The 22270-nt window shown below is 75.5% G+C and carries 14 protein-coding genes; 5 read left to right on the top strand and 9 right to left on the bottom strand.

Annotated elements, in window-relative coordinates:
• Window positions 1-194: 194 nt before the first annotated feature.
• Window positions 195-1037, top strand: coding sequence for a glycosyltransferase family 2 protein (locus KGD84_RS12920; protein WP_220560556.1), 843 nt, complete (start codon window positions 195-197; stop codon window positions 1035-1037).
• Here KGD84_RS12920 and KGD84_RS12925 read toward each other — a convergent pair.
• The 8 genes from KGD84_RS12925 to KGD84_RS12960 form a co-directional block, all read right to left on the bottom strand.
• Window positions 1015-1899, bottom strand: a complete 885-nt coding sequence (locus KGD84_RS12925; RefSeq protein WP_220560557.1) for an aminoglycoside phosphotransferase family protein — start codon at window positions 1897-1899, stop codon at window positions 1015-1017. The two genes, KGD84_RS12920 and KGD84_RS12925, sit on opposite strands and share 23 nt — an antisense overlap.
• Before the next feature lie 113 nt (window positions 1900-2012).
• The gene (locus KGD84_RS12930) at window positions 2013-2645 is read right to left on the bottom strand and encodes a histidine phosphatase family protein (protein WP_255647227.1); all 633 of its coding nucleotides are present in this window, start codon (window positions 2643-2645) and stop codon (window positions 2013-2015) included.
• Window positions 2645-3751: an ABC transporter ATP-binding protein gene (locus tag KGD84_RS12935; protein WP_255646502.1), complete on the bottom strand. Its 1107-nt coding sequence runs from the start codon at window positions 3749-3751 to the stop codon at window positions 2645-2647. The genes KGD84_RS12930 and KGD84_RS12935 overlap by 1 nt, the downstream gene beginning before the upstream one ends.
• A gap of 38 nt (window positions 3752-3789) precedes the next feature.
• Complete coding sequence (locus KGD84_RS12940; RefSeq protein ID WP_220560560.1) at window positions 3790-5568, bottom strand: ABC transporter permease; 1779 nt, start codon at window positions 5566-5568, stop codon at window positions 3790-3792.
• Between the two features lie 32 nt (window positions 5569-5600).
• The gene (locus KGD84_RS12945; protein WP_220560561.1) at window positions 5601-6767 is read right to left on the bottom strand and encodes an ABC transporter substrate-binding protein; all 1167 of its coding nucleotides are present in this window, start codon (window positions 6765-6767) and stop codon (window positions 5601-5603) included.
• An 83-nt stretch (window positions 6768-6850) separates the two neighbouring features.
• Window positions 6851-7678, bottom strand: a complete 828-nt coding sequence (locus tag KGD84_RS12950; protein WP_220560562.1) for a MurR/RpiR family transcriptional regulator — start codon at window positions 7676-7678, stop codon at window positions 6851-6853.
• A 239-nt stretch (window positions 7679-7917) separates the two neighbouring features.
• Window positions 7918-10761 (bottom strand): AfsR/SARP family transcriptional regulator, encoded by a 2844-nt coding sequence (locus KGD84_RS12955; protein WP_220560564.1) that lies wholly within the window; start codon window positions 10759-10761, stop codon window positions 7918-7920.
• A gap of 208 nt (window positions 10762-10969) precedes the next feature.
• The gene (locus tag KGD84_RS12960; RefSeq protein ID WP_220560566.1) at window positions 10970-11710 is read right to left on the bottom strand and encodes a class I SAM-dependent methyltransferase; all 741 of its coding nucleotides are present in this window, start codon (window positions 11708-11710) and stop codon (window positions 10970-10972) included.
• A gap of 335 nt (window positions 11711-12045) precedes the next feature.
• Here KGD84_RS12960 and KGD84_RS12965 point away from each other — a divergent pair, with 335 nt between their 5' ends.
• The 3 genes from KGD84_RS12965 to KGD84_RS12975 are packed head-to-tail and all read left to right on the top strand — an operon-like array spanning window position 12046 to window position 13880.
• Complete coding sequence (locus KGD84_RS12965; protein ID WP_220560568.1) at window positions 12046-12438, top strand: Fur family transcriptional regulator; 393 nt, start codon at window positions 12046-12048, stop codon at window positions 12436-12438.
• Between the two features lie 13 nt (window positions 12439-12451).
• Complete coding sequence (locus KGD84_RS12970) at window positions 12452-13201, top strand: 2,3-dihydro-2,3-dihydroxybenzoate dehydrogenase (RefSeq protein ID WP_255646503.1); 750 nt, start codon at window positions 12452-12454, stop codon at window positions 13199-13201.
• Window positions 13202-13241: 40 nt separating this feature from the next.
• Entirely contained in the window at window positions 13242-13880 is a 639-nt protein-coding gene (locus KGD84_RS12975) for an isochorismatase family protein (protein ID WP_277615510.1), read from the top strand.
• 41 nt (window positions 13881-13921) lie between these two features.
• Here KGD84_RS12975 and KGD84_RS12980 read toward each other — a convergent pair whose 3' ends face one another.
• Window positions 13922-15529: a (2,3-dihydroxybenzoyl)adenylate synthase gene (locus tag KGD84_RS12980; RefSeq protein WP_220560569.1), complete on the bottom strand. Its 1608-nt coding sequence runs from the start codon at window positions 15527-15529 to the stop codon at window positions 13922-13924.
• A gap of 166 nt (window positions 15530-15695) precedes the next feature.
• Here KGD84_RS12980 and KGD84_RS12985 point away from each other — a divergent pair, with 166 nt between their 5' ends.
• Window positions 15696-22223: a non-ribosomal peptide synthetase gene (locus KGD84_RS12985; protein WP_255646504.1), complete on the top strand. Its 6528-nt coding sequence runs from the start codon at window positions 15696-15698 to the stop codon at window positions 22221-22223.
• The last annotated feature ends 47 nt before the right edge of the window (window positions 22224-22270 follow it).

Here is a 22270-nt window from a genome sequence, read left to right on the forward strand (position 1 = left end):
GGGGCTGGGGCCGGTGGGGCGGGCGGGGGCGGGGCGGCCGTTCGGCCTGCGCGGTCACCGGGCGTTTCCCTCACGGTCACGGGGACCGTGTCGGCCGTTGCCCTGCCTGGGGTCATATGGTCCCGGACCCGGGCGGCCGCCCGGGTCCGGGACGAGGCGGGCACAGCCGTCGCAGGACCGAGGAGAGGAAATCCGTGACCGACGTCGATATCCCGAGAAGGAGGCGCGGGAGGGCGGCCCGGGCGGTGGCGTCCGCGCCGACGGTGTCCCTGGTCATCCCGGCGTTCAACGAGGAGGCCACCATCGAGCGGTGCCTGCTCGCCGTGCTGGCGCAGACGCGGGCCCCCTGGGAGGTCATCGTGGTCGACAACCGCTCGACCGACGGCACGGCGGAGGCCGTCCGGCGCCTGGCCCGGGCCCACCCCGAGGCGGGGATCAGGCTCCTGCGGCAGTTCGACGCCCAGGGGCTGGTCCCCACCCGCAACGCCGGGTTCGCCGCGGCGACCGGCGACGTCCTGGGGCGTATCGACGCCGACTCCGTGCTCGCCCCCGACTGGGTCGAGAACGTCTCCCGGGCCATGGAGGACCCGGCCGTCGGGGCCGTCACCGGGCCGGTCACCTACTACGACGTGCCCCGGTTCGGGTCCCTGCCGGTGTCCGACGACCTCGTGCGGCGCACGCTCTGGCACCTGGGGAGGCGGCGCTGCCCGTTCCTCTACGGAAGCAACATGGCGATCCGCGCCACGGCGTGGAAGTCGATCGAGCACGCGGCCTGCCCCGACCACGAGGACGTGCTGCACGAGGACATCGACCTGGCCGTGCACCTCAAGCAGACCGGTATCCGCGTCGCCTACGCCCCCCGGATGCGGGCGGGGGTCTCCGCCCGCCGGCTGGACTCCTCCCCGGCGTCCTTCCGCGCGTACACCCACCGCTTCGTCGCCACCTACGAGAGCCACGGCATCGACCACTGGACCCTCCGCGCCCCGCGCCACCTCCTCCAGGGGCTGTTCTGGGCTACCCGGCGAGGGCGGCGGTGATCTGGCGGGTGGTCTGCGCGGCGACGCGCGCGTCGGTGGCGGCGTAGGCGGTGTAGGCGTTCAGGCCGGTGGCCAGGGCCCAGCCGCGGCCGCGCAGCCAGGTGGCCCCGTCCACGCCCAGCGCCGCCCGGAATTCGGCCCGGCGGTCGGCCGACATCAGCGTGAAGGCGACCATCAGGTCGCGGGACGGGTCGCCGGCGCCGAATTCGCCGAAGTCGATGACCGCGCTCAGGCGGCCGCCGACGGTCAGCAGGTTGCCGGTGTGGAAGTCGCCGTGGAACCACACCGGGGGCCGCCGCCAGTCCGGCGCGGCCAGTGCCGCCTCCCACACCTCCGTCATCGCCGCCGCGTCGAACACGTCGGCGGTCGCGGCGATGGCGGCGCGGGTCTCGCGGTCCCGGCCGGCCAGCGGCTCGCCGGCGAGCCCGCCGCGGGCGCCCGCGGCCGGGACCGCGTCGGGGGCGAACCGCTGCAGGGCGGTGAGGAACCCGGCGAGCCCGACGGCGGCGTCGGAGGAGTCCGCCAGCGCCCCGACGGTCGCGGGCTCGCCGTCCAGCCAGCGGGTCACCGCCCACGGCCACGGGTACCCGAAGCCGGGAGCGCCCACCGCCACCGGCTCGGGCACGGCCAGCGGCAGGTGCGGGGCGAGCCGGGGCAGCCACTCGGCCTCCTTGCGGGCCTGCCCGACCGCCCCGGCGTGCCGGGGCAGCCGGACGGACAGCTCCCCGCCCAGCCGGTGGATCACGTGGTCCGAGCCGCCGGGTTCCACCCTGGTCAGGGGCAGGTCCGCCCATTGCGGGAACTGCGCGTCGACCAGGCGTCGGACGAGGTCGTGGTCGATGGCCGGGCGGACGGTTCCCACGGGCGCTCCTGCGTTCGGTCCGCCCGGGGCGGGCGGCGGTGTACACGGCAGGTCCCCATCCCAGCGCCTCGGCGCCCGTCCGTCCACGGGTTTTCCCGGGGCCCGGCGCGGCGTCAGTCCGGCGGGTCCAGCGGGGACAGGGCCGGGGCGTAGTTGAACAGCCGCAGCCTGGCCGCCCCCGGCTCGGTGAGGGAGGCCGCCCCGGGGTCGACGTCCACGATGCTGAGGCTGGCCGGATGGCTCGGTACCGTGCGGGCCGGGTCGAGTCCGACGGCGGCCGTGAGCAGGGCCCGGGCCGGTCCGCCGTGGGTGACCGCCATGAACAGCTCGTGTCCCCGGGCCGCGGCGTCGCGCACGGCGGCGTCGATCCCCGCGACCACCCGCTCGGTGAGCGCGCCGAAGCTCTCGGCCCCGGGCGGGTGGTAGCGGCCCGCGCGCCACGCGGCGTACACGCCGCCGCCCTCCTCCTTGATCTCCGCCGAGTACCGCCCCTCCCAGCCGGCCAGGTACGCCTCGTTCAGCCGGGGGTCGCACGCGTCCGGGCGGACGCCCAGCACCTCGGCGGTCTCGCGCGTGCGGCGCAGCCCCGAGGTGACGACGTACCCCGGCGCCAGGTACCCGACCGTCTCCGCCAGCGCGGCGACCTGTCGCCGCCCGGTGGCGGACAGCCCGATGTCCTGCTGCCCCTGGAGACGCCGTTCCTCGTTCCACTCGGTCTCGCCGTGGCGGACCAGGACCAGCCGCATCACCGGGCGGCCCCGGCCGCCGGGCGCCCGTCCGCGGCGTCGAAGTACGCGTCCGCCCTCTCGGGCAGGCGCACCCCGAGCCGGTCGCCGGGCCGCAGGTCCACCGGGGTGTCCCGGGAGAGGTGCAGCCGGGTCCCGTCGTCGAGGTCCGCGCCCAGTACCCACCGGTCGGCCATCGGCACCTGGTCGGCGAACGTCGCCGGCAGGCACCCGGGCCCCGGCTCGGCGGCCGGCGCGAGCGAGCCCGCCCGGTACATGGCCTGCACGGCCCCGCCCGTGACGCCGTCGGGGGCGGGCCCGCAGTCGACGCCGTACGCCCGCAGCCGCCCGCCCTCCACCCGGCATCCGATGATGTTGGCCGGGGGAGTGCCCACGAACGTCGCGGCGAACGGCGTGCGCGGCGCCTCCAGCAGTTCCCGCGGCGTGCCGAACTGCTCGACGCGGCCGTCCCTCATGAGCGCGATGTGCGTGGCCATGGTCATCGCCTCCACCTGGTCGTGGGTGACGTAGACGCTCGTCGCGCCGGTGGAGCGGTGGATGCGCATCAGCTCCCCCCGGGTCTCGACCCGCAGCCGCGCGTCGAGGTTGGACAGCGGCTCGTCGAAGAGCAGGACCCGGGGCTGCGGCGCGATCATGCGGGCGATCGCGACCCGCTGCTGCTGGCCGCCGCTGATCTCCCCCGGGTAGCGGTCGGCGAGGTCGGTGATCGCCAGCATCGACAGCACCCGCTCGGCGCGGGCCCGCCGGTCGGCCCGCGGCCACTTGGCCACGACCAGCGGCCATTCGACGTTCTGCCGCACCGTCTTGTGCGGCCACAGCGCGTACGACTGGAAGACCAGCCCGGCCTCGCGCTCGCTGGGGGCCACGGCCGGGCCGCCGCCCCGGGCGATGACGCGGTCGCCGAACCGGATCTCGCCCCCGGTGGGGTCCTCCAGCCCCGCGAGCATCCGCAGGGTCGTCGTCTTCCCGCACCCGGAGGGGCCGAGCAGGACGAGGAAGGAGCCCGCGGGGACGTCGATCGAGATGCCGTCGACGGCCGCGGTGCCGCCGAAGTCCTTGCGCAGGTCGGTGATGGTCAGGGAGGCAGCGGGTGCTCCGGGTCTCATGCCGGTCCTTTCCGCCCGTCGGTGGTCCGTCGTGGAGGTCATGGGTTCGGGTTCCAGGGTTGGGCGGCGCCTTCGAGGCGCCGGGCGAGGACGGTCGCCCCGACCGAGATCACCGCGATGACGACGGTGACCGCGTTGGCGAGCTGGGTGAAGTTCTCCGAGGAGTACTGGTAGGTCAGGACGGCCAGGACCGGCATCGCCGGGGTCGCCAGCAGCACGACCAGGGACAGGTCGCGCACCATCTGGACGAACACCAGCACCCCGCCGGTGAACAGGCCGCGGGCGGTCAGCGGCGCGATGACGGCGCCGATCCGGCGGAACAGGCCGGCCCCGGCCATCACCGCCGCCTCCTCCACGTCCCGGGACACCTGGCTCAGCGCCGAGGTGCCCGACCGCACCGCGAAGGGGATCGTCGCGGCGATCCCGGCCAGCACCAGGATCGCGAAGGTCCCGTACAGGCTCGGGAACGGCCCGATGGGCGCCCCGAACTGCGCGATGAACGCCGCCCCGAGCGCGATGCCGGGGATGAGGAACGGCACGAAGGAGACGACGCCCAGGGTCGGGGGCAGCCATCCGGTGCCGCCGGAACGGGTGACGGCGTAGGAGACGAGCAGCCCCAGGACGCCGGCGCCGACCGCCACGCACACCCCCAGGAGCACCGTGTTCCAGGTCGCCTGGAGGATCTGCGGGTTGCCGAGGATCCCCGGCAGCCCCTGCGCGAACGCCGGGTCGGAGGCACCGATCCAGTAGTGGAGGGTGAACCCGGAGGCGAAGTCGTTGGTGCGCCGGGTCAGGGAGCTCAGCACGAGCACCGCGCCGGGGACGACGGTGGTGCACACGACCACCAGCCAGGCGAGCGCGGCCGTCGGCCGGGTCCACGGACCGAGGTCGACGCTGCGGCGGCGGCCGCCCTTGCCGGTGATCGTCGCGAAGCTCCGCCGGCCCCCGGTGAGGCGCGTCGAGGCGTACATGATCATCGCGGCCACGAGGATGAGCACGATCGACAGCACGTAGCCGCGCACGACGTCGCCGGTGGAGATCGCCCCGTACAGCCGGGTCGAGAGCGTGTGGAACCGGACCGGCAGCCCCAGGAGCGCCGGGGTGACGAAGTTGGAGACCCCCTCGGCGAAGGCCAGCAGCGCGCCGGACACCATCGCCGGGGCCACGACGGGCAGGGCGATGTCGCGGGCCACGCGCAGGGTGGAGGCCCCCGTCAGCTCGGCGGCCTCCATCAGGTCCCCGTTGACGCTCGCCAGGGCGGCGGCGATGAGCATGAACGACAGGGAGAAGTAGTGGGCCGTCAGGGTCGCCGCGACCGGCACGGGCCCCCAGGCCAGCCAGTCCGGGACGGCGACCCCGAGGTTCGTCAGGATGCCGGCGGAGCCGCCGATCAGGTCGTTGCGGAACACCGACTCCCAGGCCAGCGCCAGGGCGAAGCTCGGCAGCGCGAACGGGATCGTCGCCAGCAGGCCGAGGACGCCCCGCCCGGGGATGCGGGTCATCACGACCACCCAGGCGAGGAATCCGCCGATCACCGTGGAGCCGACGGCGGTGGCCGCGCCCACGAGGATCGAGTTGCCCATCGGCCGCCACAGGAGGTTCTCCGACATCGGGCTGGCGAAGACGTCGGTCCACGCCCCGCGCCCGTCCTGGGTGAGGGTCGTGTTGACCAGCCCGGCGAGCGGCGCCACCACGAGGACGGCCAGGACGAGCAGTGTGCAGGCCCCCAGCACCGCGGTGGGCCGGGTGAGGGCGGACCGGGCGCGGGCCGCCGCGCGGCCGGCCGCGGTGCGCCGGGGGGAGGGTGCCGTCGGCATGGCGTCCTTTCGTCGCTGCGCTGGCGGGTGGCTCACAGGGTGAGCAGGAAGTCGGCCACGCCGTCGCGGATCTGCGCGGTCTCCTCCGGGACGATGTCCCAGGCGCCCAGCTCCTCCAGGGGGGCCGCGTCCGCGGGCTCGGCCATGTCGGTGCGCACGGGGTAGTCGCCGGGGACGTAGAACGGCTCGTAGGCGGGGCCGCCGGTCTCGGAGCCGTCGCCCATGAGGAAGTCCGCGACCAGCCGCGCGGCGGCCGGGTTCCGGGCGCCGTTCACCATGCCGATGTAGGCGGGGAAGGTGATGCCCGGCGACGGGACGGTGCCCAGGGACGCCTGGAGGGCCCAGCCCTCCTCCTCGTTGTCCCGGCGGTCGGAGTACGAGGTGATGCCGACCGGCGGGTCGTCCTGGCCGGTGGCGCCCACCGCCTGGTTGACGTTGTCGGTGTCGTCGACCAGGACCAGCCCGTTGGCGTACAGGTCCTTGATGAACTGCTGCCCGGCGTTCTCGACGCCCTCGTCGAGGACGACCTCGGTCCCGAAGTGCTCCCGGTGCGCCTGGGCCATCTCGTCGGACCGGTGGACGATCTCCGCCATGAGGTCCAGGTAGTCGCCGCGAACGGAGGGGTCGACCATGACGACCCTGCCGTTCCACTCCTCCTCGGTGAGCTGCCACAGGTTCCGGACCGGGCTGCCGTCGGGGTGGGCCTCCTCGTTGTACATGAGGATCTTGGTCGAGAGCCGGTTGGCCAGCAGCGGCTCCCGGTACTCCTGGGGGACGGTCTCGGCCAGGCGCGGCGGGACGTAGTTCCGCAGGATGCCGCCCGCGACGAGCTCGGTGACGACCACCGGCGCGTCGGAGATGTAGGCGACGTCCGCGGAGGGGGACCCGGCCTGCGACTCCGACCGCAGCCGGGTGATCTGCTCGGAGGAGGCGATGTCGTGGCCGATCAGGTCGATCCCGGGGTACTGCGCCTCGAACGCCTCCTCCACGGAGGCGATGCGGGAGGTGAAGGAGTAGACGGTGACCGACCCCTCCTCCGTGGCCAGTTCCACGAGCTCCTCGTGGGTGGCGTCGTCGAGTTCGTGGGGTTCGGCGGCCGCGTCGGCGGCGGGGGTCTGGGGGGTGCCGCCGCCGCAGGCGGTGAGGGCCGCGGCGAGGGAGAGGGCGACGGGGGCGGAGAGCATTCCTGACAAGCGCATGACGGTTCCTCGGTGTCGGCGGGCGCGCTGGTGGAGGGGTGGGGGACGGCGCTGCCGCCGTGCCGGGGCTTCGGACCGTGCGGTCAGTCGAAGTCCGCGAGCAGGCCGTCCAGGCGGTCGAGTGCGGGCAGGACGGCGTCCGGGTGCCGCCGGGCGATGGTGAGCACGATGGCGTTCGCGATCAGCATCGGGACGCTGAGGGAGGAGAAGCCCTCCTGGTGCCCGCGCGGGGCGGACAGCACGGTGGTCGGGGCGGGGTCGAGGGTGTGCAGGGTGTCCGTGACGAGCACGGAGCGGGCGCCGACGGCGGTCGCGTGGGCGTACAGGTCGGTGAGGTTGCGCGGGGCGCGGCGGAAGGCGAAGGAGACGACGGCGTCGGACTCCGACATCGCGAGGAGGCGTTCGGCGACCTCGCGGCCGGGCCCGGTGAGGTTGACCGACCGCATCCCGAACCGGCGCAGGCGGCCGTCGAGGAGTTCGGCCAGGACGGCCGCGTTGCCCCGGGCGAAGAGGTAGACCGTCCGGGCGCCGGCCAGGAGGTCGGCGACGCCGTCGATCTGCGACTGGTCCACGTGCCTGACGACCGCGGACAGCGATTCCAGCTCCGTGGCCAGGAGCGTGTCCAGGACGAGCCCCGGCTCGCGGAGCTCCTCCCGGAAGCGGTCCCCGGCCCCGTTGAGGCGGTCCTCGCGGTCCTTGCGCAGGTCGTCCCGCAGCTCCGGGTACCCCTGGTAGCCCAGTCGCTGCGCCAGGCGGGTGGCGGCGGCCGCGTGGACCCCGGCGCGCCGGGCGACGTCGCCGCCGCGCCAGAACGGAGCCTCCGCCGGGTGGGCGAGGATCTCGTCGAGGAGCACGCGGTCGGACCTGGTCAGTCGGTCGCGGTACTCGTTCACACGCTCGGGGAAGGTCATGGCCGTCACGCTACAGCAACTTTAATTGCAGAGATAGGAATCTCTGCAACTTTACTTGCGTTTCATCGGTCCGTCACCCTCCGGACGGGCGCGCTTCCCCTGGTCAACGCCCTGCGGCGGACGCGGCCGGGCCCTGCCGCAGGAGCCGGTGCGGTCCGGTCTCGGAGGCGCCTCGTCCCGGGCCGGGGCGATCGCGGTGGCCGCACCCTCCCGCGCCCGCCCGGCGCGTCACCGAGGGGTCAGGACGAGGCGCGGAGCCTCTCCTCGGTCTCCCGCACCTGTTCCGTCCGGTGCTGGATGCGGTAGAGGTCCAGGGCCCGCAGCCAGGCCCCGCGGGCGGCCTCCGTCTCGCCGAGGGCGTGGTGGGCCTCGGCGATACCGCTGAGCGTGTTCGCCTCCTCGAAGGCGTCCTTCAGGGCCCGGTAGACCCGGATCGCCTGGTGGTAGTGCTCGATGGCCTCGGAGTGGCGGCCGGACAGCACGGCGATGTTGCCGAGGCTGTCCAGGGAGGCCGCCTCACCCGCTCTGTAGCCGAGTGCCCGCGATCCCTCCAGCGACTCCCGGCAGCATGCGAGGGCGCGTTCGTACTCGCCGAACGAGGCAGCCAGGACCCAGCCCAGGTTGTTGAGGGCTCCGCACACCCACAGCGTGTTGCCGACACTCCGATACAGCTCCAGGGACTTCTCCCCGTGCTCCAGCGACGCCTCCCTGTCCCCGTCGAGGAGCGCGGCCAGCAGGAGCACCTGGTGCGTGTGCCCCTGGTTGAGCAGGTCGCCGATGTCCTCGAAATGGCCGAGGGAGTCCGCGAGGAGCCGGAGGGGCTCCTCACCGGGCCGGCCGGCCATGAGCATGGTGGAGGCCAGGGTCCTCTGCATCAGGGCCTTCAGCGACGGGGCGCTTCCGTCGTCCAGCCGGGAAGCGGCGTCGAGGCCGGTGCGGCTGAGCCCGATGAAGTCCTCGACACGGCCGGTGCGTCGGAAGTACAGGTGCGCGTCCCAGCACAACCGCCAGGCCTGGCGGTGCAGGCCCAGGTCCGAGGCGAGCCGGATCACCGCGAGGAGCCGGGAGCGTTCCGTGGTGAACCATTCCATGGCCTCGCCATCGCTCGCCAGCCGGAGCGCGAGGGGGTGTCCGCCGGACGGCTCCCTCTCCGCGACGGACGAGGGGATCTCATGCGGGCCCAAGAGGTGGTTCGCGGTGGCCGCGGTGTGGACGTGGAAGTCCACCAACGACCGCAGTGCCTCGCTGCGGTCCTCCTCCGACAGGTCCTCCTCGGCCCTCTCCCCGCCGTGCAGGCGGACGAGGTCGTGCAGATCGTAGCGCCCGGGCACCGGCTGTTGGACGAGGTGGGCCGCCTCCAGGGTGCGCAGCAGGGTCCGGGTGCGCGAGGGCGTGTGCCCGGACAGCGCCGCGACGGCGGTCAGCCCGATGTCCTGTCCCGGGAGCAGGCTGAGCAGGCCGAGCAGGCGTGCCGCCGCGCCGGGCAGCGCCCGGTGGGAGGTGTCCAGGACACCGCGCAGGGAGGTGTTCAGATCGCCGGTGTCCAGGGCGTCCAGCCGAGTCTCCGCCTCCCGCAGTTCGGAGGCGAGTTCGGCGAGCGGCAGGTGCGCGTCGCCCGCGGCGCGGGCCGCGGCGACGGCCAGGGCCAGGGGGAAACGTCCGCAGCCGGAGATGATGGACTCCACGGCCTCGGGTTCCGCCGCCGTACGGCGCTCTCCGATCCGGGCGGCGAGCAGCCGACGGGCTTCGGCCGGGGTGAGCGGGCCCAGCCCGACGGAGCGGGCCCCCTCGGTGGCGACCAGGCCGCTGAGCCGGTTGCGGCTGGTGACCAGGACGATGCACGAGGGGGAGCCGGGGATCAGGGGGCGCACCTGCTCGGCGTCGCGTGCGTTGTCGAGCAGGATCAGCATCCGCTTGCCGGCCAGGAGGCTGCGGTACAGGCCGACCTGTGCCTCGGTGCTGTCGGGGATGGCCTTCTTGTCCATTCCGAGGGCGATGAGGAAGTCGTGGACCGCGGACTCCGGCCCGGTGGCGGAGGTGCTGGGGGAGGAGCCGTGCAGGTTCACGTAGAGCTGGCCGTCGGGGAACCGGTCGAGGTTGTCGTGCGCCCACCGCAGGGCCAGCGAGGTCTTGCCGACGCCTCCGAGGCCGGAGATCACGGTGACCGGTGCCGCGCCCGGTGTCCGGGCGGTGTCGAGCGCGGCGAGTTCCCTGCCGCGGCCCGCCAGCAGCGGCGGCGGCGCGGGGAGCTGGCTCGGCAGGGGGACGGGAGGGGGCTCCACCGCAGAGGACGAACGGACGGCGGAGAGGGCCGCCGCCGGGGACGGGGCGTCCAGTGCCGGGTCGGTGTTGAGGATCTTCAGGTGGAGGTCCCGGAGTTCGGCCCCGGGGTCGGCGCCCAGTTCTTCGGACAGCGCGCCGCGGATGCGGTCGTAGTGCTCCAGCGCCTGCGCGGCCCGCCCCTCCCGGTACAGCGCGAGCATGAGCTGGCCGATCAGCCGTTCGTCGAGCGGGTGCGCCCGGGCCAGGGAGAGCAGGTCGCCGAGGCGTTCGGCCTGCCTGCCCTGGCGCAGCAGCAGCTCGTTGCGGTCCAGTTCCGCCCGCAGGCGCTCCAATCGCAGGCTCTCCCGGAACTCGTTGACCCAGGGGCCGTCCAGGGTGCCGAAGGCGTCGGCCCGCCACAGGGCGAGCGCCTCCTCCAGGAGGGGCAGGGAGGCGTGCTCGGTCGGGGCGTCCCGCGCCCGGGCGGCGAGCCGGCGGAAGCGGTGCAGGTCGACGGTGTCGAGGGCGTCCCGGCTCAGGGAGAGGACGTAGCCGCCCGGGCGGCGGCCGACCGCCGCGTCGTCCCCGGCCGCGGACAGGGCGGTGCGCAGCCGGGAGACGTAGCTGTAGAGCGAGGACCGCGCCCCGTCGGGCGGCACGTGCCCCCAGACCCGGTCGATGAGCCGGTCCACCGGGACCGTGCGGTTGACATCGGCCAGCAGTCCGACGAACACGGACTGCCGCCGCCCGTGTCCCAGGTCGACGGCGCGCCCGTCGATCCGCGTCTGGATGTCGCCGAGTACGGAGATCTCGACCGTCAACGCCACTCCCGGGCTGGAGAGAAAGGGGACGCCTGCGGGTCCGGTACGCGGGAGCACAGCGATACCTGGGGTCCCAGGAGTTTACTCTCCGAAGCCCGTTCCGGAAGCCGCGTTCCCGGCAGCCCCGGCCGGGCTTTCCGGAGGGGGACCGGGGGGCGGGACGGCGGTGGACCGCCGCCCACCGGGGCCGTCGCCGCCCGCATGAGCTTCAGCCCTGCCGCAGGATCTTGTACAGGCCGGCTTCGGCGGGGCCGTGGGGGGTGGCGGTCAGGCCGTGGGGTGCGGTCTCGGCGCGCAGGGCGGTCTCGGAGACGGTCCACCAGTCGTAGTGGACCTCGTCGGAGGACAGGACGCGGTCGCCGTGGCGGGTCTGGTAGGTCATGTGCCAGGTGAGGCGTTCGGGGCCGGCGGGTTCGGCGCGTGCCCAGCCGACGTAGGCGCGTTCGCCCACGCGCACCTCGCTCATCGGGGATTGTTCCACCGGCCGGGGTTCGGTGGGTGCGGGCAGGTTGAGCAGGACGAAGGCGCCCGGTGCCAGGCGCGGGGCCAGGTCCTCCCAGAGGCGGTCGCGTTCGTGGGGGCCGAAGTGGCCGATGAGGTTGGCCATGACCATGCCGCCGATGCGTTCGGGCAGGTGGGCGGCGAGCAGGTCGTCGGTGTCCACGGTGACCCGCTCCCGCAGGCCGGGGTCGTCGGCGACGCGGGAGAGCAGGACCGCGGCCAGGACGGGGGAGGGTTCCACGGCCAGGACGGGGGTCGCGGGCAGGGTGCGGGCGATGAGGCGGGTGCCCTGTCCGCCGCCCGCGCCCGCGTCCACGACGGGCCCGGAGCCGGGGGGCAGTTCGCGCAGGGCCGCGGCGACGGTCTGTGCGTGGTGGTCCCACCAGGTGCGGATCATGATGTCCAGGTAGCGGCCGGAGATCCGGTAGGGGTCGTCGTAGTCGGTCACGGGTGCTTCTCCCACGGGTCGCGGAGAGACGGGAGCCCCGCCGGCGTACGCCGCCCGGGGGTCGGGGGTCCGGTGCGGGCGGATCCCGTCTTGCCAAAATGAAAACGGTTATCATAACCTGTCATGGGCGGGCGGCCGCTGTCCACTCCTCGAGATCCCGGTCCGGTCCGTCGGCCGTCCGCCTCCCCGCACCCGCCCGATCCGTCCCGTCGAGGAGCGGTGACCGGACCCCCGCCCCCGAGGAGCACATGTGAACAGCCCCCCGTCCCCCGACCCGCGCCCCGCCCGCGCCGCCGGCCGGTCCCGGCGCTCCGCCCGGCCGGGGGCCCGGTGACATGGGTGCGGGGTCCAGGTACGACGGCGAGGTCCTGGCCGCGCTGCGGCGGGGCGACCGGTTCCGCAGCTGCCAGGAGGTCCACGCCCTGATCGCGGACGCCCGCGGCGGCCCGCAGCGCCCGCCCAGCCTGTCCACCGTGTACCGGACCCTGCACCGGCTGGCGAGGGAGGGCGAGGTCGACACCATCCACTCCGAGGACGGCGAGCGCCTCTACCGCCGGTGCGCCACGTCCTCCCACCACCACCTGCTCTGCCGCGTCTGCGGGCGCGCGCAGGAGGTCCCGCACGCGCGGGAGCTGCGCACGGTGCTCACCCGGGTCGAGCGGCTGACCGGTTTCACCGGGCTCGCCTACTCGCTGGAGTTCGCGGGGGTGTGCCCTGACTGCGCGTGAACCCTCGGCCCTCGTGACCGGGGCGGCCGGCGGCATCGGGAGCGCCGTGGTCCGCCGCCTCGCCGGGGCGGGGCACCGGGTGGCCGCCGCGGACGTGGCCGGCCCCACCGCCCGCAGGCTCGCCGCCGGGCTCTCCCGCTCCGGTCTCCCCGTCACCGGCCACGCGGTCGACGTCACCGACGAGGCCGCCGTCGACGCCCTCGTGGACGCGGTCGAACGCGACCAGGGGCCCCTGGACGTCCTCGTCAACGTCGCCGGGATCCTGCGCTGGGGCCCCGTCACGGAGTTCTCCTCGCAGGACTGGCGGGCGGTCTTCGACGTCAACGCCCTGGGCGCCTTCCACGTCTGCCGCGCCGCCGCCCGGAGGATGGCGCCGCGCGGCCGGGGCGCGATCGTCACGGTCGGATCGGACGCCGGGACGGTGCCCCGCACGGGCATGGCCGCGTACGCGGCCTCCAAGGCGGCGGCCGCCCACTTCACCCGCTGCCTCGGCCTGGAGCTGGCCCCGCACGGGGTCCGGTGCAACGCGGTGTCCCCCGGGGCGACCGACACCGAGATGAGCAGCGCCCGCTGGGGCGGCTGGGAGGGGACCCACCCCGCGGTGGCCGGCGTGCCCGGGCAGTTCCGGGTGGGGATCCCCCTGGGGCGGCCGGCCCGGCCGGAGGACGTCGCCGACGCCGTCGCCTTCCTCTGCTCGCCCGAGGCCTCCCACATCACCATGCACGACCTGCGCGTGGACGGCGGAGCCGGACTCGGCTCCTGACACCGCCCCCGTGACCGAAGACGAGAGGCCGGAGAAAGCCGTGTCCCTGCCCGCCATCACCTCCTACCCGATGCCCGCCGAGTCCGACCTGCCCGAGCCCCGGATGGACTGGGCGCTCGACCCCGACCGGTGCGTCCTGCTGGTCCACGACATGCAGCGGTACTTCCTCGGCGCGTTCGACGAGGGCGCCGAGCCGGTGCCCGAGCTGCTCTCCAACATCGCCCTGCTCCGCGAGGCCTGCGTGGAACGCGGGGTCCCCCGGGTCTACACCGCCCAGCCCGGCGCGCAGAGACCGGACGACCGGGGCCTGCTGCGGGACCTGTGGGGCGAGGGGTTGCGCGACGACCCGGCGCACACCGGCCTCGTGGTCCCCTTCGACGCGGAGCGGGGGGACCTGCACCTCACGAAGTGGCGGTACAGCGCCTTCGTCCGCACGGACCTGGAGGGGCTGCTCCGCAGGTCGGGCCGGGACCAGCTCGTCGTCTGCGGCGTGTACGCCCACATCGGGGTGCTGATGACCGCCTGCGACGCCTTCATGCGCGACATCCGGACGTTCATCGCGGCCGACGCGGTCGCCGACTTCTCCGCCGACGACCACGCGATGGCCCTGTCCTACGCGGCACGCCGGTGCGCCGGCGTGGTGACCGCGAAGCAGGTCCTGGCCGCGCTGGCCGCCTGAGCGCGCCCGGGGCGGGCGGCCCGCGCCGCCCGCCCCGGAGGTCACGCGCCCCCGTGCGCGCGCAGCCGCTTCTTGTCGACCTTGCCGACCCCGGTGAGGGGCAGCGCGCCGATGCCGCGCACCTCGTCGGGGACCTTGAACGGGGCCGCCCCGCGCCCCAGCATCGCCGCGCGCACCTCCTCCCGGGAGGGCACAGGGCCCTCCGTGACGAGGAACGCCACCGAGCGCTCCCCGAGGTGGGGGTCGGGCAGCCCCACGACCGCGGCCGCCCGGACGCCGGGCACGGCGAGCAGGTGCTCCTCCACCTCGACCGCGGCGATCTTCTCGCCGGCCCGGTTGACCTGGTCCTTGACCCGGCCCACCACCACCAGGTCCCCGGCGGGGGTCCGGGTGACCAGGTCGCCGGTGCGGTAGAAGCCGTCCGGGGTGAAGCGCAGCGCGTCGAGCTCGCGTGCCCGGTAGTAGCCGCGCAGGGTGTAGGGGCCGCGGGTGAGCAGTTCGCCGGGGGCGCCGTCGGGGACCGTGGCGCCGTCCTCGTCCACGACGAGGACCTCGTCGGCGGGGGAGAGCGGCCTGCCCTGGGTGCCGCACACGACGTCGTCCGGGGCGTCCAGGGGGGTGTAGTTGTTCAGGCCCTCGGCCATGCCGAACACCTGCTGGAGGTGGCACCCCAGCTCCGGGCCGATCCTGCGGGCGGTGGCGTCGTCCAGGCGGGAGCCGCCGACCTGGAGCACCCGCAGCGAGGACAGGTCGGCGCGGGTGCGGCGGGCCTCGTCCAGCCAGGAGGGCACGAGGGCGGGCACGAGCGAGGTGAGGGTGACGCCCTCGCGTTCGATGAGGCCGAAGGCCGTCGTGGGACTGGGGTCGGGGCACAGGACCACGGTGCCCCCGGCGCCCAGCACGCCCACGATGCCCGGGGAGACCATGGTGAAGTTGTGCGCCGCCGGCAGGACCGCCAGGTAGACGGTGCCGGAGTCCACCCCGCACGCCTCGGCGGAGGCGCGGGCGTTGTAGCCGTAGTCGGCGTGGGTGCGGGGGATCAGCTTGGGGGTGCCCGTGGTCCCCCCGGACAGCAGGAGCAGGGCCAGGTCCTCGGGGTCGGCGGCCTCGTCCAGGGGGGCGGCCCGCGGTGCGAGCAGGGACTCCAGGGAGCGGGCGGGGACGTCGCCGGGATCGCCCGCGACGAGGACGTGGCGCAGCCCGGGCAGCCGCTCGGCCATGCGGGCGGCCTCGGCGCGCGGGTCGGAGCGGCCGTGCCGGTCGGCGACCACGAGCGCGCACGCGTCGGCGGTCCGGGCCAGCGACTCCACCTCAGCGGGGCCCAGGGAGGGCAGGGCCAGGACCGGGACCGCGCCGATGCGCAGCAGGGCGAACAGGGTGAGGACGTACTCCTCGCGGTTGGGCAGGCGCACCAGGACGCGTTCGCCCGGGTGGATCGGCAGCCCGGCCAGGCCGAGGGCGAGCCGGTCCACCCGGGCGTCGAGTTCGGCGTAGGTGAGCCGTCCGGACCGTGAGACGAGGGCGGTGGCCCCCGGACGGGCGGCGGCCCGCTCCCTCAGCAGCCGCGACAGCGTCCGGTCCTCGCGAAAGCCCTGTTCGCGGTAGGAGCGGATCTCCTCCTCGGACGGGCGCGGCCAGTCCTGCGTCATGTGGTCTCCCTTGGCTCGTGGGGTTCGGGGGTCGACTCGAGGCGACCGAAGGTGCTATACAGGGACATATCGACAATGAAAACGGTTTTCATTATTGTCGATCGTGTCGAGAACGGCCATGGAGGGGTGGGGTGTCGTGTCACACCGCGGTGCTGAGGAGGCCTGTGTGATCGTGCGGGATCAGGTGGCGCGGATCCTGGGGACGGACGGCTTCACCGACACCGACGACCTCTTCGACCACGGGCTCGACTCCCTGGGCCTCATCCGCCTCGTCGGGCGGTGGCGCGAGGAGGGGCGCGACGTCACCTTCGAGGACCTGGCCACCGCGCCGACGGTGAGCGCCTGGACCGCCCTGCTGGAGCGGGCGGAGCCCACCGCGGACGCGGCCCCCGCCCCGGCCCCGGCGGCCCCCGCCGCCGATGGCACCCCCTTCCCGATGGCGACCATGCAGCACGCCTACTGGGTCGGCCGCGGGGACGAGCAGCCCCTGGGCGGCGTCGCCGCGCACTTCTACACCGAGTTCGACGGCCGCGGCGTCGACCCTGGCCGGCTCGCCGCCGCGCTGGACGCCGTCGTCGACCGCCACCCCATGCTCCGCGCCCGGTTCGACGGCGACGGTCTCCAGCGCATCGCCCCCGCCGGGGCGGGGACCGGTCCCACCGTCCACGACCTGCGCGCGGCCGCCCCCGACGAGATCGAGCGCACCCTCGACCGCCTGCGGGAGGAGAACACCCACCGGCGCATGGACGTGGCCGCCGGGCACGTCCTGGACGTCGCGCTGTCGCTGCTGCCGGACGGCCGCACCCGCCTGCACGTGGACCTGGACATGATCGTGGCCGACGCGCTCAGCCTGCGCGTCCTGCTCGACGACCTCCTGGCCGCCTACGAGGGCCGCGACCTGCCCCCGCTGGACTACGACTTCGCCCGCTACCTGGCCGACCGCCGCGCCCGCGACACCGGTGCCGTCGACCGGGCCCGGGCCTGGTGGCACGAACGCCTGCGCGACCTGCCCCCGGCACCCGGGCTCCCCGCGGTGGCCGACGCCTCCCGGCCCACCCCCGCCGGCTCCCCCCTGGCCAGGTCCACCCGCCTGCACCACCGGCTCACCCCGGAGCGCACCCGGGCGCTGTCCGACCGGGCCCGCGCCGCCGGGGTCACCCCGGCGGCGGCCCTGGCCGCCGCCTTCGCCGAGGTGCTCGGCGCCTGGAGCGCCTCGCCCGCCTTCACCCTCAACCTGCCGCTCTTCGACCGGGCGCCGCTGCACCCCGACGTGGACCGGCTGATCGGCGACTTCAGCGGCTCGGTGCTGCTGTCCGTCGACACCTCCGAGGCGGTGCCCTTCGCCGACCGGGCCCGCACCGTCCGGCACGACCTGCACGCCGCGGTGGACCACGGCGCCTACGGCGGTGTGGAGGTGCTGCGCGACCTGGCCCGCCTCGACGGCGGCGCGATGACGCCGATGCCCGTCGTCTACACCAGCGCGATCGGCCTGGGACCGCTGTTCGGCGAGGCCGTCCAGAACACTTTCGGCACCCCCGTTCACATCATCTCCCAGGGCCCCCAGGTGTGGCTGGACGCCCAGGTCACCGAGCTGGACGGCGGCCTGCTGCTCAACTGGGACCTGCGGGAGCACGCGTTCGCCCCCGGCACCGCCGAGGCGGCCTTCGACGCCTACCGCGACCTGGTGGAATCCCTCATCGACGATCCCGGGGCGTGGACGCGCCCCTTCCGGCCGCGCGTCCCCGCCGCGCTCGACGGCACCCGCGCCGTCCCGGCCGCCGATCTGCCCGCCCCCGCGCCGCGCACCCTCCACGAGCGGTTCTTCGAACACGCCCGCACCGCGCCCGGTGCCGTGGCCCTCGTCGCCCCCGATGGGAAGGAGACCACCTACGGGGAGCTGGCCGAGCGCGCCCTGCGCATCGCTGGAGCGGTCGCCGACACCGCCCCGGCGGGGGAGGCCGTCGCCCTGTGCCTGCCCCGGGGCGCCGACCAGGTCGCCGCGCTGCTGGGGATCCTCGCCGCGGGCTGCGCCTACCTGCCGGTGGGCGGCCACCAGCCCCCCGCCCGCAGGCGCGCGATCCTGGAGCGGGGCGCCCCCGCGCTGCTGCTCTCGGACGACCCGGCCGTCCTCGCCGACGCCGACCCGCCTGCGCTCACCCTCGCCCAGGCCCTGTCCGGCCCGGTCGCCGGGCTCCGGCCGACGGCACCCGACGCCCCCGCCTACGTGCTCTTCACCTCGGGGTCGACCGGCGCCCCCAAGGGCGTGGAGGTGCCCCACCGGGCCGCCGCGCACACCGTCGACGTCCTCAACGCCCTCCTCGACACCGGGCCCGGCGACCGCACCCTGGCCCTCGCCGAGATCGACTTCGACATGTCCGTCTTCGACCTCTTCGCCCCGCTGTCGGCGGGGGGAGCCGCCGTCCTGGTGGACTCCGGCGACCGCCGCGACGCCGCCGGGTGGGCGGACGCGGCCGAGCGCGCCGGGGTCACCCTCCTCAACTGCGTGCCCACCCTGCTCGACATGCTGCTGACCGCCGTCGAGTCCGGCCTGGCGGCGGCCCCGCCGCTGCGCGCGGTCCTGCTCGGCGGCGACCGCGTCGGCACCGACCTGCCCGGGCGGCTGCGCGCGGTCGCCCCGGGGAGCCGCTTCCTGGCGCTGGGCGGGATGACCGAGGCCGCCGTCCACTCCACCCTGCTGGAGGTCGGCGAGCCCGACCCCTCCTGGAGCCACGTCCCGTGGGGCCGCCCGCTGCCCGGCGTGCACTGCCGGGTCGTCGACACCCAGGGGCGCGACCGCCCCGACCTGGTGCCCGGCGAGCTCTGGGTGGGGGGAGCCGGACTGGCCCGCGGCTACCGGGGCGCCCCGGCCACCACCGCCGACCGGTTCGTGCACGCCGACGGGCGGCGCTGGTACCGCACCGGCGACGGCGCCCGCCACCTGCCCGACGGGTCCCTGGAGTTCCTCGGCCGCCTGGACCACCAGGTCAAGGTCAACGGGGTGCGCATCGAGACCGGAGAGGTAGAGGCCGCCCTGACCGCGCACCCCGGGGTCGCGGCCGCCGTCGCCCTCGTCCTGCCCGGCCCGGCCCCCGTGCTCGCCGCCGCCGTCGTCCCCGCCCTCGGGACCGGCGCGGGCGACGGCCCCGCGGACCTCGACGGTCACCTGCGGGCCCTGCTGCCCGCGACCATGGTCCCCGCCGTCCTGGAGGCCGTCCCGGAGATCCCGCTCACCCCCAACGGCAAACCCGACCGCGCCGCGCTGGCGCGCCTGCTGCGCGACCGCGTCGCCGGCCCCCCGGGACCGGGCGCCCCGCCCCGGGGGGAGCGCGAGCGCGAGGTGGCCGGACTGTGGTCCGACCTGCTGGGCGTGGAGTCCGTGTCCCGCACCTCTTCCTTCTTCGCCCTGGGCGGCGACTCCCTGCTCGCCACCCGGCTGGTGGCGGAGCTGCGGGCGCGCGGCTACGCCGCCGCGGGCGTCACCGACCTGTTCGTCCACCCGGTCCTGTCCGACTTCGCCGCCTCCCTGCCGGAGAAGGGGGAGGCGGACCGGCGGCCGGCCATCGGGCACGACCCCGCCTCCCGGTACGAGCCCTTCCCCCCGACCGGGGTGCAGCGGGCCTACCTCACCGGCCGCGACCCCGCGTTCACCCTGGGCGGTGTGGGCACCTACCACTACACCGAGTTCGACGGCGCCGACGTGGACCTGGAGCGCCTGGAACGCGCGCTGGACCGGCTCGTCGCCCGCCACGACATGCTCCGCGCCGTGTTCGGCGAGGACGGCGACCAGCGAGTCCTGCCCGAGGTCTCCCCGGTGCGCATCCCGGTGGAGGAGGCCGGGCCGGGCGACCCGGGCCCCGCGCTCGACGCCTTCTTCGAGACCATGTCCCACCGGGTCCTGGACCCCGCCCGCTGGCCGCTGTTCGACATCCGCGCGCTGCGCTACACCCGGGACGGGGCCGAGCGGGTGCGCCTGGGCGTCGGCCTGGACTACCTCGTCCTGGACGCCCTCAGCATCATGACCCTCTACACCGAGCTGGACCTGCTGTACCGCGACCCCGACGCGGCCCTGGAACCGGTGGACGTCACCTTCCGCGACTACGTCACCGGCGTCCCCGACGACCCGGCGCGGCGGGAGCGGGCCCGCGACTACTGGCGGGAGCGGGTGCGCGACCTGCCCCCCGCCCCGGACCTGCCCCTGGCCGCCGACCCCGCGCGGATCCGTCGGCCCCGGTTCACCCGCCGCGCCGACCACCTGTCACCCGCCGAGTGGCGTGCGCTGGCCGGACTGGCCCGGTCCTCGGGGATCACCCCCTCGACCCTGCTCCTGGCCTGCTACGGCGAGGTCCTCTCCGCCTGGAGCGGCCGGACCGCCCTCAGCCTCACCCTCACCCTGTTCGACCGGCGCGACGCGCACCCCCACATCGACCGGGTCCTGGGCGACTTCACCTCCCTGGCCCTGACCTCCTACCAGCGCGAACCGGGCCAGGACCCGCTGGCCGCCGCCCGCGCGCTCCAGCGCAGGCTGGGGCGGGACCTGGACCACCGCGAGGTCTCCGCCGAGGAGGTCCTGCGGGAGCTGACCCGCCGCGACGGCACCGCCCAGGCCGGGGTGCCCGTGGTGTTCACCGGCTCCGTGGGCGTGGGGGACGGCGTCTCCCTGGACCTGTCGCCGCGGTTCCCCGCCCGGGTCCGGGGGCTGTCCCAGTCCCCGCAGGTCCACCTGGACAACCAGGTCCTCGAACGCGAGGGCGGCCTCGACGTGTACTGGGACGCGGTGGAGGAGCTGTTCCGCCCCGGCGTCCTGGACGGCATGTTCGCCGCCTACCTGGACCTGCTCCGCGGCCTGGCCCGCGGCGGGGCGCGGGCCTGGCCGGAGCTGGTGGCCGACCCGCTGCCCACCGCCCAGGCCCGGGTCCGGGCCTCCATGAACGACACCGCCGGCCCCCGCCCCCGGGGAGCGCTCCACGACGCCTTCTTCTCCGGCGCCCGCGACCGGGCCGGCGACCCCGCCCTCATCACCGCCGACGGCGTCCTCACCCACGCCGAGACCGCCGAGCGCGCCCTGCGGATCGGGGCCGGGCTCCGCGCGCGCGGCGTGCGCCCCGGGGACGCCGTCGGCGTCCACCTGCCCAAGGGCGCCGACCAGGTCTGCGCAGTGCTGGGGGTGCTGGCGGCCGGCGCCGCGTACGTGCCCGTCGGCACGGGGCAGCCCCCGCTGCGCCGCGCACGCGTGCACGCCGCCGCGCGCACGGTCCTGACGATCGGGAGCGACGAGGCCGCGGAGCACTCCGTGGAGGTCGCCGACCTGGTGGGGGCCGCCCCGCTGGACGCCCCCCTGCCCACCGCGCCGGGGGCGACCGCCTACGTCGTCTTCACCTCGGGGTCCACTGGCGACCCCAAGGGGGTGGAGATCACCCACGGGGCGGCCCTGAACACCGTCGCGGAGATCAACGACCGCTACCGCGTCGGCCCCGGCGACCGGGTCCTGGCCCTGTCGGCCCTCGACTTCGACCTCTCGGTCTACGACGTGTTCGGACTGCTCGGCGCGGGCGGGGCCCTGGTCGTCCCGCAGGAGGAGGAGCGCAGGGACGCCCGGCGGTGGCTGGAGCTGTGCGCCGAGCACCGGGTGACGGTGTGGAACACCGTGCCCGCACTGCTGGACATGCTGCTCCTGGCGGCCGAGGACGCCGGCCCTCCCCGCTCCCTGCGCCTGGCCCTGGTCTCCGGCGACTGGGTCGGCACCGACCTGTCCCGGCGGCTGCGCACCGCCAACGGCGGCCGCACCCACCTGGTCGCCCTGGGCGGCGCCACCGAGGCGTCCATCTGGTCCAACGCCTTCGACGGCGGGCACGCCCCCCGGGGCTGGCCCTCGGTCCCCTACGGCACCCCGCTGCGCAACCAGCGCTACCGGGTCGTGGACCCCCACGGCCGCGACTGCCCCGACTGGGTGCCGGGGGAGCTGTGGATCGGCGGCGCCGGGGTGGCCCGCGGGTACCGGGGCGACCCCGAGCGCACCGCCGCCCGGTTCGTCACCGCCGGCGGAGAGCGGTGGTACCGCACCGGCGACCTGGGCCGGTACCGCTCCGAGGGCCTGCTGGAGTTCCTGGGCCGCACCGACCGCCAGGTCAAGGTCGGCGGCCACCGGCTCGAACCCGGCGAGGTCGAGGCCGCGCTCGAGGACCACCCGGCGGTGCGCCGGGCGGCCGTGGTGGCGGTGGGGGACCGCGTCTCCCGGAGGCTCACCGCCTTCGTGGTCGCCGAGGGCCGCACACCCTCCCACGGCGACCTCACCGCCCACCTGGCCCGGTGGCTGCCCGCCCACGCGGTCCCCGGCACCCTCCGCGTCCTGGACGACATCCCGCTCACGCCCAACGGCAAGGTCGACGCCGCCGCGCTGGCGGCCCTGGCCGAACGCGACGCCCCGGCCCCGGGCGCACCGCCCGCCGACCACACCGAGAAGCGGATCGCCCGCCTGTGGGAGGAGGTGCTCGGCGTTCCGGTCCGGGACCGGGAGGCCAACTTCTTCGCCCTGGGCGGCAGCAGCCTCCTGGCCATCCGCATGATCACCACCCTGCGCCGGGAGACGGCCGGGGAGGTCTCCACCCGCGACTTCCTGGCCGTCCCCACCCTCGCCGCACTCGCCGACCGGGTCCGCGCCGCCGAGCCGGGCGACGTGCAGACCGGCGTCATCTGACCCCGCCCCCACCCGACCGGGGACCGCGTCCCCGGACCCCTGAGGAG

The organism is Nocardiopsis changdeensis (assembly GCF_018316655.1).
GTDB lineage: Bacteria > Actinomycetota > Actinomycetes > Streptosporangiales > Streptosporangiaceae > Nocardiopsis > Nocardiopsis changdeensis.